9 protein-coding genes are annotated in these 12178 nt (G+C 69.8%); 3 read left to right on the plus strand and 6 right to left on the minus strand.

Going from position 1 to position 12178, the window contains the following annotated elements:
• The first annotated feature begins 72 nt into the window (after positions 1-72).
• Together tgt and D7X74_RS32290 are read left to right on the plus strand one after the other, a co-directional pair.
• Positions 73-1242, plus strand: a complete 1170-nt coding sequence (gene tgt, locus D7X74_RS32285; RefSeq protein ID WP_120536858.1) for a tRNA guanosine(34) transglycosylase Tgt — start codon at positions 73-75, stop codon at positions 1240-1242.
• A 145-nt stretch (positions 1243-1387) separates the two neighbouring features.
• Positions 1388-2581 carry a nuclease gene (locus D7X74_RS32290; protein WP_120536859.1) on the plus strand — a complete coding sequence of 398 codons (1194 nt, stop codon included), beginning with the start codon at positions 1388-1390 and terminating at the stop codon, positions 2579-2581.
• On the opposite strand, the gene D7X74_RS32295 is transcribed toward D7X74_RS32290, so the two are convergent.
• The gene (locus tag D7X74_RS32295; RefSeq protein WP_120536860.1) at positions 2578-3138 is read right to left on the minus strand and encodes a sugar O-acetyltransferase; all 561 of its coding nucleotides are present in this window, start codon (positions 3136-3138) and stop codon (positions 2578-2580) included. The two genes, D7X74_RS32290 and D7X74_RS32295, sit on opposite strands and share 4 nt — an antisense overlap.
• Positions 3139-3267: 129 nt before the next feature.
• On the opposite strand from D7X74_RS32295, the gene D7X74_RS32300 reads away from it, so the two are divergent.
• Complete coding sequence (locus D7X74_RS32300) at positions 3268-4050, plus strand: HAD family phosphatase (RefSeq protein ID WP_233602350.1); 783 nt, start codon at positions 3268-3270, stop codon at positions 4048-4050.
• Between the two features lie 66 nt (positions 4051-4116).
• Here the strand turns inward: D7X74_RS32300 and D7X74_RS44505 are convergent, their stop codons facing one another.
• The 5 genes from D7X74_RS44505 to D7X74_RS43200 all read right to left on the minus strand — a co-directional run.
• On the minus strand, positions 4117-5961 hold the full coding sequence (locus D7X74_RS44505) for an OmpA family protein (RefSeq protein ID WP_233595229.1): 1845 nt from the start codon (positions 5959-5961) through the stop codon (positions 4117-4119).
• Between the two features lie 60 nt (positions 5962-6021).
• Positions 6022-9330: a kelch repeat-containing protein gene (locus D7X74_RS44510; RefSeq protein WP_233602351.1), complete on the minus strand. Its 3309-nt coding sequence runs from the start codon at positions 9328-9330 to the stop codon at positions 6022-6024.
• A 347-nt stretch (positions 9331-9677) separates the two neighbouring features.
• Positions 9678-10598: a type VI immunity family protein gene (locus D7X74_RS32310; RefSeq protein ID WP_147446758.1), complete on the minus strand. Its 921-nt coding sequence runs from the start codon at positions 10596-10598 to the stop codon at positions 9678-9680.
• Positions 10599-10647: 49 nt separating this feature from the next.
• Positions 10648-11160 carry a hypothetical protein gene (locus D7X74_RS32315; RefSeq protein WP_120536862.1) on the minus strand — a complete coding sequence of 171 codons (513 nt, stop codon included), beginning with the start codon at positions 11158-11160 and terminating at the stop codon, positions 10648-10650.
• A 119-nt stretch (positions 11161-11279) separates the two neighbouring features.
• A partial coding sequence (locus D7X74_RS43200; protein ID WP_158622327.1) for a hypothetical protein occupies positions 11280-12178 on the minus strand: 899 nt, incomplete at its 5' end.

A 12178-nucleotide genomic window follows, 5' to 3' on the forward strand; every position in this document is an offset into this window, starting at 1 on the left:
CCTGGAGGGCGGGCGGGCGTCCCCAGGAAGCGGGTGCCTCCCGGCGGGCGCCGCGGGTATAAGGCCCCGACAATGGCCGTCCGCTTCGAACTCCTGAACACCGACCCCACTGGCGCCCGCTCGGGCATCCTGCACACCCGCAAGGGGTCCTTCCCCACGCCGATGTTCATGCCGGTGGCGACCCACGCGGGCTTCCGCCACCTCGGGATGGAGGAGGTGAAGGAGACGGGGGCGAAGATCCTGCTCGCCAACACCTACCACCTGATGCTCCGGCCCGGCGCGGAGGTGTTCGAGCGCTTCGGCGGCATCCACCCGTTCATGGGGTGGGATGGCGCGGTGCTGACGGACTCGGGCGGGTTTCAGATCTTCTCCCTGCCGGAGGACCGGCTCATCACCGAGAAGGGCGCGCAGTTCCGCAGCTTCTATGACAACAGCCGCCAGCTCCTGAGCCCCGAGTCCAGCATCGCCATGCAGCAGGCGATCAACTCGGAGATCATGATGGTGCTCGACGTGTGCATCGACTCGCGCACCGACGAGGCCGGCACGCGCGAGGCCATGGAGCGCACCCACCGCTGGGCGGTGCGCAGCCTGGCCGCGAAGGAGAAGCGGTCCACGGGCCAGGCGCTGTTCGGCATCGTCCAGGGCGGCGTGCACCCGGCCCTGCGCGACGCGAGCGCGGAGTTCCTCACCAAGCTGCCCTTCGACGGGTTCGCCATCGGTGGGCTGGCGGTGGGGGAGACGAAGGTGGAGCGCGACACGATGACCGAGCGCGCCACCGCGTCCCTGCCGCAGGACAAGCCGCGCTACCTGATGGGCGTGGGCACCCCCACGGACCTGCTGGAGGCGGTGCTGCGCGGCGTGGACATGTTCGACTGCATCATCCCCACCAAGATGGCGCAGCAGGGGTATGCGTACACGTTCCAGGGCCTCGTCCGCATCACGCGCACGGCCTACCGGCTGGAGGATGGGCCGCTGGATCCGGAGTGCGACTGCTACGTGTGCAAGCGCTACACGCGCGGCTACCTGCAACACCTGATGCGCGGCAAGCACCACCTGGGCTCGCGCTTCCTGTCGGTGCACAACGTGCGGCACTACCAGAAGCTGATGGAGCGCATCCGCGAGGGCATCCTGCGCAACGGCTACGCGCAGACGTACCGCGAGCTGAAGGCCGCCGTGGCCACGCCCAAGGACCTCAAGGACGAGGCCGCCGCCACCGCCGTCACCCTGAAGGACGTGGGCTGAAACCCGGCGGGGGCAGGGGCGCGTGTCCTGTCGCCCGCCCACCGGCCGGGATGTCTTCGCGGGGGCAGCAAGCGCGGTGCGGCGCGACCTGACGGGTTAGCCTGCGGAGCCCGGGTGCCGCAGGTGGCCCGGCTCCCACCGTCGCATGGATCCCCGCGTCACAGGCCTCCTGAACCACGTTCGCGCGCAGGCCGAGAACCGGCCCGGCGTGTACCGCATGTTCGGTCCCGCCGGAGAGCTGCTCTACGTGGGCAAGTCCGTGCGGGTGCGCACGCGGCTGTTGTCGTACTTCCGCGCGGACGAGGGCGAGAAGGCGGCGGAGATCATCGCGCAGGCGCACCGGGTGGAGTGGGAATACACGGCCAGCGAGTTCGCGGCGCTGCTGCACGAGTTCCGGCTCATCAAGAGCCACCGGCCGCTCTACAACGTGGAGCACAAGAAGGACCGCGCGCACTGCTTCCTGCAGCTCACGCGGGAGGCCGTGCCCCGGCTGCGCGTCGTGGGGCAGCCCGGCGGCGGCGGGAGCGCGGAGTACTTCGGGCCCTTCCACGGCCGGCACACCATGGCGGACGTGGTGCGCGCGGTGAACGACCTGCTGGAGCTGCGCGACTGTCCTTCCGACACGCCGATGCGGCTGGCGGATCAATTCCAGCTCTTCCCCATGAAGGACGACCCCCGGTGCATGCGGGGGCAGATGGCGCGCTGCCTCTCCCCGTGCGCGGGCGGGTGCACCCAGGCGGAGTACCTGGAGCGGGTGGCCCTGGCGCGGGCATTCCTGAACGGAGGGTCGGACCGGCCGCTGGTCATCCTGCGCGAGCGCATGGCGATGGCGGCGCGGCGGCTCCAGTTCGAATACGCGGCGGAGCTGCGCGACCGGGCCGAGCGGCTGGAGCGCGTGCGGTCGTGGATTGTCGAACTGGGCCAGACACTGCGACGCCTGTCATTGGTCTACACGGTGCGGGGGCAGCTCGGGGGCGAGGACCGCACCTACGTGCTGCGCCGGGGGCGGATCCGCGCGGAGGTGCCGGCACCCCAGACGTCGGACGAACTGTCGGCGCTGGAGGCACGGGTGCGGGACATCTTCGCGATGCCGGAGCCGGAGGCGATTGGCCTTCGTGCGCAGGAGGCGCAGGAGGTGATGCTCATCGCGAAGTGGTTCCGCCTGCACCCCGAGGAGCTGGAGGGCACGGTGCCCGCTTCGGCGCGCACCGGAGATGGCGCGGCGTCCGAAGAGGTCGCGGAGGCTCGTGTCGCGCTGGCTCGGACGCTGGAGCGCACCGTGGAAGGGCCCGGCGGGGTGGAGGAGGGCGAGGCCGTCGAGGAGAGCGGCTCCGTCTAACGCAGGTTCCGGATGACGCGGCAGGGGTTGCCCGCGGCGAAGACGTAGGGCGGGATGTCGCGGGTCACCACGCTGCCCGCGCCGATGGTGGTGCCTTCCCCAACGGTGACGCCCGGGCAGATGATGGAGCCGCCTCCAATCCACACCTTGGAGCCGAGGGTGATGGGACGTCCCAGCTCCGGGCCCTTGATGCGCTCGTCCGCGTCCAGGGGGGGCGTGGCCGCGTAGAGCTGCACGCCGGGACCCATGAACACGTCATCTCCCAGCGTCACCGGATTGCAGTCGAGGATGACGCACTGGAAGTTCATGAACACGCGCGCGCCCAGCCGGATGTGCGCGCCGTAGTCACAGAAGAACGGGGGTTCAATCCACGTTCCTTCGCCTACCGCGCCCAGGAGCTGGGCGAGCAGGCTCTCTCGCTGTTTCAGCTCGTCCTCGGTGGACTGGTTGTACGAGCGCAGGAGCTTGCGCGTGCGGGCCCGCTCGGCCATCAGCTCGGGGTCCGTGGCGAGATACAGCTCGCCGGCGAGCATCTTCTCCTTCTCGGTCCTTGCCATGCCGGGAAGGTAGCCATGCTCCTGGCGCCGCGAATGCCTGTGCCGACATGGAAGCAGGGGCCGGTGTTGAACACCTCGCGTGGCAGGCGCTTTCGGACGGGGTGACACCGGACAGGAGGGCCGGCGAGGATGACGGACATGAGGATGGAGCGGGTCGAGGAGACGCTGGAGCGCATCCGTCGCGAGGCCGCGCAGACGCCGGACGGCGTGCTGGCCTTCGATGGGGACGGCACGCTGTGGAGCGGGGACGTGGGGGACGACCTGTTCCTCGCCCTGCTGGAGCACGGTGGCGTGCGGGCCGAGGCCCGGGAGGCGCTGGAGGGATTGGGGGCCCGGCATGGTGTGGCGTCACATCCGGACGCGGTGACGCTGGCGCGCGCCCTGTTCGCGGCGTTCGAGGCCGGGCGGCTGCCGGAGAAGGACACCTACGAGATGATGGCGTGGGTGTTCGCGGGCTGGCACGTGGAGGAGGTGCGCGGCTTCGCCGAGGACGTGGTGAAGCGGCGGGGCGTGGCTGGACGCATCCATCCGGAGGCTCGCCGGGTGGTGGATTGGGCCCGGAGCCAGGGCGTGGATTGCTACGTCGTCAGCGCGTCTCCGCGAGCGGTGGTGGAGGCCGCGGTGCGCGAGGTGGGCCTGACGTCGGAGTTCGTGCTGGCGTGCACGCCGAGGGAAGAGAACGGTCGGCTGCGGACGTCTGTCTTCGAGCCCGTGCCCTACGGCCCTGGCAAGGTGAACTGCCTCAGGCAGCGCACGGACCGGCCGCTCTACGCCGCCTTCGGCGACAACGTGTTTGATTTGGATCTGCTCGCGGCCGCGCGCGTCCCGGTGGCCATCCGGCCCAAGGCGCGGCTTCGCGACCGTGCGGCGGAGCTGCCGGCGTTGGTGCAGTTGCAGCCGGAAGACGCTTGATGCTCCCGTGCGCCGCTTCGCGGACCCTGCCTTCCGGTCCACGAAGCGGCGTCTTCGGTTCCTGCGCTACTTCGTCACGGTGACGAACTCCACGCGGCGGTTCGCGCTCTTGCCCTCGGGCGTGTCGTTGGTCTGCAGCGGGCGTTCGGGCCCGTAGCCCTTCGCCTCCAGACGCGAGCCCGCGATGCCCTTCTGGATGAGGTACTCACGCACGCGATCCGCGCGCTGCTGGCTGAGCGTGCGATTGAGCTCATCCGGGCCGCTGTTGTCGGTGTGGCCCTCGATGCGCAGCGTGATGCGGGGATTCGCCTTCAGGTAGTCCGCGACCGCGTTCAGCTCGCGCTGCTCCTCCTCCTGGAACTCCGCCAGACCGGACGGGAACCGGACGTGGTGCTCCAGCGGCGACTTCGTCGGCTCCTCGGTCTTGGGCTCCTCGGCAGGGCAGCCGTTGTTGGCCGCGGTGCCGGCTTGCTTCGGGCACGCATCCTCGTTGTCCGGGACGCCGTCCTTGTCGGAGTCGATCACAGGGCAGCCGTTGTTGGCCGCGGTGCCGGCTTCCTTCGGGCACTTGTCCTGGTCATCCGGGACGCCGTCCTTGTCCGAGTCGGGCGCGGGGCAGCCGTTGTTGGCCACGGTGCCAGCTTCCTTCGGGCACTTGTCCTGGTCATCCGGGACGCCATCCTGGTCCGTGTCGGACGCAGGGCAGCCGTTGTTGGCCGCGGTCCCGGCCTGCTGCGGGCACTTGTCCTCGTCGTCCGGCACGCCGTCCTTGTCCGCGTCCGGCGCGGGGCAACCCTGGTACTTCGGCAGGCCCGCTTCCGAGGCGCACTTGTCCTCGCGGTCCACGACGCCGTCGTTGTCCGAATCGGTGTCCGGGCAGCCGCCGTTGTCCTTCGAACCGGCCTCCAGCGGGCACTTGTCCTCGCCGTTGGGCACCGAGTCCCCGTCGTCATCCTGGTTCGGGCACTCGGCCGGCGTGTGGCTGCGACCGCTCTGGCACTTGTCTTCGCGCGGCGGCTGGTGCGCGTACGCGATGCCCGCCGCGAACCGGAGCGACGGCGTGCCCGGGATGTCCGTGAAGCCATGCCCGCCGATGGCGAACGCCTCGAAGCCCTTGCCCACCGGGAGGCGCACGCCGCCCAGCAGCTCCAGCGCCAGGTCCGACTCCACCAGGGACTCGGCGGCCTGCAATGCGACTTCAGCCCTCAGGCCGGTTCCGCGCGTGGCCACCACCACGCCCTGCTCCAACTCGGTGCCGACGTCGCGACCGGGCTCGACCTCACGCGAGCGGATCCGCACGCCCGCGTTGGCACCCAGGACCACGGGGCCCACCTCGCGGCTCACGGCCACGCGGGGCGCGAACTGGAACCCCGCCCAGCCCTGCTGCCGGCCGAACGCGTCCGCGGTGCCGCCCGGAATCCCGATGTCCAGGCCCAGGCCGAGGAACACCGGGTCTCCGTCCTCACGACGCAGGAGCGCGTACCGGGCGCCCAGCTCCGGCGTCCCCAGGCCGAAGGACTTCGGCTCCGACACGCCGACCAGCGACTCCGCGCCATGGCCTGCCTGGTGGATGATCACCGGCAGCTTCGCGGACAGCTCCAGGTTCTCGATGGGCGACCACGCGCCCGCGAGCCAGCCGGAGGTCCGGTAGTGGATGATGGAGCGCTCCAGCCCGTCGCTGCCCTGCAGGAGAAGGATGCCGCGCTCGTGGTGGGCCATGAGGAGCAGGCGGTAGCCGCCCTCGGGGAGCACGTTGCCGGTGTCCACCAGCATCGAGTCCGTGGCCCCCGGAGTGAAGCGCAAGCGCTCCAGATCCAACGGGACGAGGGGACTCGTGGTGGTCTGGCCAAGGGCGGTGGGGGCGGCGGCCAGCAGCGCGGCCAGCGCCCATCTCTGAGCCTGTGTACGCAAGGAGAAGTCCATTCGAGAAAGGAAGGGGCGTGCGAGACGTTCGGATCCGTGGCGCATGGCTCAGTTCACCCCGCTGACGGTGCGGCGGCGACGCAGGCCGCTCCACGAAGCGAGCCCCGCGAGGAGCGCCAGCGCGGGCAGCGCGCCGTCGCCGGTGCTCTGGCAGCCACCGCCCGCGATCTCCACGACGGTTGCCTGGACCCGGACCTGGAACGTGCACTGGGAGGAATTGCCGGCCGCGTCCGTGGCGGTGACGGTGACCCGCGTGTCACCCGCCCGGAAGGTGCTGCCCGAAGCGGGCGAGGACGTCACTGACGGAGGGGAGGAGATGGCGTCCGTGGCCGTGGGCTCGAACGTCACCGTCGCGCCCGAGGCGTCATTGGACGTCACCGTCATGTCCGCCGGGCAGCTCACGACGGGCGCCACGGTGTCCTGCACGATGACGCGGAACGTGCACGAGACCTGGGAGCTGGGCAGCGTCGCGGTGACGGTCGTGGTGCCCACCGGGAAGCGGTCACCCGAGTCCGCCGAGTAGTCCACCAGGGCGCCCGCCTGATCCGGAACGGCCGGCGGGTACATCACGATGGCGCCATTCGCATCCGTCGCTTCGGCGGTGACGTCCGAGGGGCAGGTGAGGCCCGGAAGCGGCCCGGCCGTGACGGTGATGGACACCGTGGCCACGGCGCTGTCCTGGACGCAGTCCCGGGCCCGGAAGGTGAAGCTGTCGTCGCCGACGTAGCCCGCCGTCGGGGTGTACGTGACGTTGGGCGGCGTGCCGCTCAGCGTGCCGTGCTGGGGCGGGGTGACCACGGTGAAGCTCAACACCTGCCCCACATCCAGGTCGGTCCCGGTGAGGATGATGGCCGCGGGCGTGTCCACCGCCGAGGAGACCGCCTGATCCAGCGCCGTGGGCGCCTGGTTGGCGACCACCTGCACCATGCGTCCACCGGGGATGGCGTTGGCGAAGACGGAGAGCGCGTAGGTGCCCAGCGGCGTGCCGGCGGGCACGGTCACCGTCGCGCGCGTGGACGAGAAGTCGGAGCTGGGAAGCGTCCAGAGACGCCCACCCTCCGCGGCCTTCAGGCGCACGAGGGGGAAGTCGGTGGGGGAGTCCGAGTAGCTGCCGCTGCTCGCGCCGGAGATGCCCCGGAAGAGGAGGCCTTCGAGCACGGTGGGGCAGGCGGCCACCAGGGTCGCCGGGTTGTCCACCACCGGCTTCCACGCGGGCTGCGCGCCGGTGCCTTCGAACAGTTGGGCGGTGGGCGCGTCCATGCCTCCCGCGACGAGCACCTCGCCCGAGGCGAGGGCGGCGGAGATGAGTCCGCCCGCCACGGCGGGCGCGTTGGTGGTGCTCCAGGTGCGGGTCAGCGGATCGAAGAGCTCCGCGGCGTCGGCGTAGTCGCCATTGACGGTCAGACCGCCCGCGACCAGCACCTTGCCGGAGGGCATCAGCGAAGCGGTGTGGTGCCAGCGCGCCTGCGCGAGCGGCCCGGTCGTGGTCCACGTGTTCGTGCCGGGGTCGTAGACTTCCGCGGACGTGAGCTCCACGAAGGCGGAGATGCCCGCCGCCGCCAGGACCTGACCGGAGGGCAGCAGCGTCAGCGTCAGCTCGTCGCGGGCCTGGGCGAGTGCCGCGGCGGGAGCCCAGGTGTTGGTCGCGGGGTCGTACAGCTCCGCGCTGGCGAGCTCGGCGCCGCCGTTGTCATGGCCACCCACCACGAGCACGCGGCCATCGAGGAGCAGCACGGCGGAATGTCCGCCACGGGCGGAGGCGAGGGGGGCCGCCGCGGTCCAGGTGTTGGCCGCCGGGTCGTACAGCTCCGCGGAGCCAATCACCGTCGTGTTGAGCTGACCTCCGACCACGAGCACCCGGCCATCCGGAAGGAGCGTGGCGGTGTGCAGGTGGCGGGGATTGGGGAGCGACACCGCCGGGTCCCAGACGTTGGTGGTGGGGTTGTAGCGCTCGGCGGAGCTCACCGAATTGGCGCCATTGCGACCGCCCACGACCAGCACCTGACCCGAAGGCAGGAGGGTGGCGGTGGCGCGCTCGCGGGGCGAGGCGAGGTCCGGCGTGGGGGTCCACGCGTTGGTCGTCCGATCATACACCTCCGACACCGCCGACGGGCCGCCCGCCGCGCGGCCTCCCGCGACGAGCACCTTGCCCGTGGGCAGCAGCACGACGAGGGGGTCGGTCCGGGGCGTGCCCATGGCGCCGGCGGGGGACCAGCGGTTGACCGCGGGATCGTAGAGCTCCGTCTCCGCGTAGAAGGTGAGGCTGGGGGCGCTGGTGTATCCGCCCGCGACCAACACCTTGCCGGAGGGAAGCAGCGTCGCCGTGTGGTTCTCGCGGCCGATGAGCATTGAACCCGCAGCGGACCAGGTGCCCGTGGCGGGGTCATAGACTTCCGAGGCGATCTGCGCGGCCGCGCCGCCGCCGAGGGACCCTCCGGTGACCAGGACCCGGCCATCGGGCAGCAGCGTGGCCGAGTGGCCCGAGCGCGGGAACGTGAGGTTCGCGGTGGCGGTCCAGGTGTTGGCCGCCGGGTCATAGATTTCTGACTGGTTGGTGACTCCGCCGCCGGCGAAGCCGCCCGCGAGCAGCACGCGTCCATCCGGCAGCAGGGTGCTGGTGGCGTAGTGCCGGGCCACCAGCGGGGCGGCGGCGGCGGACCAGGTGCCGGTCGCGGGGTCATAGAGGTCCGCGCCAGCCACTTCACCCGCCTGGTTGAAGCCACTCACCGCGAGCACCCGTCCGTCCTTCAGCAGGGTGGCGACGTGCGCGCCCCGGCCCAGGGTCATGGCGCCCGTGGGGAGGAACGTGTTGGTCGCGGGATTGTACAGTTCGGCGGAAGCGAGCCGGACGCCGCCAGAGCCGGTGCCGCCCGCGACCAGCACCTGTCCCGAGTTCAGGAGGGTGAGGGTGGAGAGTGCGCGGGTCTGCGCCATGTTTCCCGTGGCGGTCCACGTTCCGGACGCCGGATCGTAGAGGCGGCCCGAGGTGGACCCATCGCTCATGACGAGCACCTGTCCGCTGGGGAGCAGCACGCCCAGGGTGACGTTGCCCTGGATGCCGGGAGCACCCGCGCCGCGCCAGGCACCGGTCGCCGGATTGAAGAGTTCCGCGGCGAGCACGAAGCCAGTTCGGTTGACCCCGTTGACGACCAGGAGTTCACCGGACGGAAGCAGGATGGCCGCGTGCTGCGCGCGCGGATTGGCCATGGGCGCGGTGGCGGCCCAGCCGGGGGGCGAGGCGAGAGGGGCGCGCGTGGCCTCCGCACGCATCGGTTGCTCCTTCGTGCCGCAGGCCAGAAGACTCAAGCCCGCCACGAACACCAGGACCCTGCTCCAGACAGCGTGCTGTGACCGCATCGAACCCACTCCGATCCGCGAGGGCCGGAACGAACGCGACCGCGTCCGCCCGCCGTGAACGACCTGGGAGCGCCTTACCAGCGGGGTGGGTCCACGGGCAACGCGTGAGAAAAATCCTCCACGGTTGATCCTCGCGGCGCCCCAGGTGGACCTACACGGTGGAGCGGCTTCCGTGGGGGTGTTCAGGTCCCGAACTGCTCCCGGAGGAAGTCGACCGCCGCATCGAGGGTGGGGGAAGGGTGACGAAGACCGTGCGGCCCAGGGCCCAGTCACGGGCACGGGCCACGAATCCCAACTGTCGGAGCGTGTCGACTGCGCTGTCGCGATCCGTTATCGGCATGTTCTTCTCAGTCGAGGAAGCGGCGCCACCAGCGGCGGGTTTCCTCTTCGGTGAAGTCGGACCAGGTGTTGAAGGGGTAGAAGGGTTGGAGCCAGGGCTCCAGGACCCGGGCGAGTTCGCGGTACGCCAACAGCGGTTCCGGTTCATCCATCTTCGTGTCGCCCGCCAGTGGGGCGGCTCCGAGGGTGACCAGGGCACGTCCGCCGGTGAGCTCCTGGACGGTGGTGTCAGGAGCGCTCAGGCGCGAGCGAAGGGTCTGGGCGCCGCCCACGGCTTCAAGCACGGAGGGGCCCAGGAAGTTCAGCCAGTGCACGCCGTCGATCTGGTTGCCCAGATGCACCGTGGTGCCTGCGATCGGTACATCCCAGCCAGGATGTCGGATCAGCTGGTCCTTGAGGAGGGGGAGGAGCCTTGACTCGCCTCTGGTAAAAGAGAGCGACAGTCCGGCATGGCCCGTCGTGAAGGGAAGATGCTCCGCGAGCGCCAAGGCGAGTTCTCGTACCTTGTCGGGGCCGTGGTCTGTGATGAAGCGAATCGGGACACTGACGCTCAGTCTACTGTGTTCGGACGACGGTTCGCGCCACGGTAGCCGGGAGATGTATCTGAATTCATGGCCAGAGGGATCGAAGGGGTCTCCGGTCAGTTGCATCCAGGTGTCAAACCCTCGCTTGGTCAAGACCCAAAACCAGGTGGAGTCCTCGTCCATGTCATCCAGATATCCAAAGCGAGGTCTTTCCAGGTGTTCGCGGATGATTTTCCAAGTGGAAGCTGTAAGCGGGATCCAATCCTCGTTGATGTCGGGGTTGTAGCCAGTTGTCAGTTTGCTCCTGGCATCCCCAATGTGATGGAGGTAGGTGTCGAGCAGTTGCTGCATGACGGGGGCCAACGCCTTGTGGTCATGCGGCAGGTAGAAGACGACTCGCACCACGAGCTGAACCCTTGGGAGTTGCTCGGCGAAGTGTTCCGATGGCGAATACCTAGTCACGAATGACTCCCAACTGGGGTGTGACAATGGCGGGATTACATTTTCCGCCGAGTTGTTTATATCGGATCATTTGGTCTTGCGTGTTGGGGTAGGAGCCCGGCTTCTCCTTTCCGGCCTTGGTGCATGGGAATTTGAAGTCGTAGATGCACTGGACCTGTCCTGGCTGACCTGAGGCATGAATCGCGACATCTGGCTTCATGGAGCCCGTCCGTTGGCTTGTTAATGTGTATCCACCCAGTTTGCCGTCGGGGCCATAACGCGGTTCGATGGAGATGTTCTCGGGAAAGAGTCGGAGGATTTCCTGCTGGACGCACTTGAAGGCACGCTCGTGTTTCATGCGGCCCAGTTCCGCCTGCCGGGGGACGGGGTCGCCCGCTTTGTCCTTGCCGACCTCTCGCATGCACTCGGCATCGTCTGGACTCTTTCCCTCCCCGTACTCCCGCTCGTTGATCTTGAAGTGCGCCTCCTTCGCGCACTCCACCAGCAGGTACTCGATCCGCGCCACGTCCGCGGCCTCCAGGACGCGCTGGGTGGCATGGGCCGCAGCCGCCGCCCTCGCGGCACGTCCCGCCCAGGGAAGGACGGCGTCATTGCCCGTCTGCGTGTAGCAACCGGCTCAAGTCCTCAATCATCCTCTTCGTCCATGTCATGCGCGGCCGCGTTGAACAGGCCAAAACCTCCGGCCTCCTCGCGCGTGATTCCTGCCCTGCGCAGCGCGGGTGAATCCAGCGTCTGTCCCACCGCCATCCAGCGCGGCGCGGCCAGCAGCACGCCCTGCTTCGGCAACTCCGGCAGCAGGTGCTCCAGGTCGTCGATGATGAACTCCGCGTGCCCCACGTCCTCCGGCTCGCGCAGTCCCACCGGGGGATTCCAGGGCCCCCCGTCCAGGTGGCCGAACGGGAAGCTCTCCGTCCCGCTCGCGCCCCCGTACCCGCCCTCCAACAACATCCGGACCCGCTCCGCGCTCCCCGCCACCGCCGGAAGACAGACGCGCGTCAGCCAGTTCCACGTCGCCGTGCCCTGCTCCACGGGCCAGTCCAGCTCCACCGCGTCGTCCGCCTTCTCCAGGAGCGCGTCGATGTACGCGCACGCCGCCCGCGGCCCCAGCACGCCGCCCTTGCGCGCCTGCTCCGCCGCCGCCTCCCACAGCTCCTCGCGGTAGTAGTGCGCGAAGTAGAACCCGGGCTCCACCAGCTCCGCCCTCGCGCCGCGCGGGAGCTTCGCCAGCACCAGGCCGCTCGACAGGTACGCCGGCCCCGACGCCCGGGGATGGAACTGGCTGAAGGCGGACCGGAACGCCCGCACCGCCACGCCCGCCTCCTCCGTGGACTCCATCCCGTCCGGACACCCGGCCCGCAGGTGGAAGTCGTCGAAGCGCAGGAACACGTCCACTCCAATGCCCACTGCGTTCTGGCACAGCGACTCCAGGCACGCCGCCAGCGGATGCCCCGCACCCACGCGCTCCGGGGCCTCCCACGCCGCCGCCGAAATCGCCCGGGTCTCCGGGTTCACCCGGAGCGCTG

Origin of the sequence: Corallococcus sp. CA047B (genome assembly GCF_003612065.1) — a bacterium.
GTDB classification, from domain to species: domain Bacteria; phylum Myxococcota; class Myxococcia; order Myxococcales; family Myxococcaceae; genus Corallococcus; species Corallococcus praedator.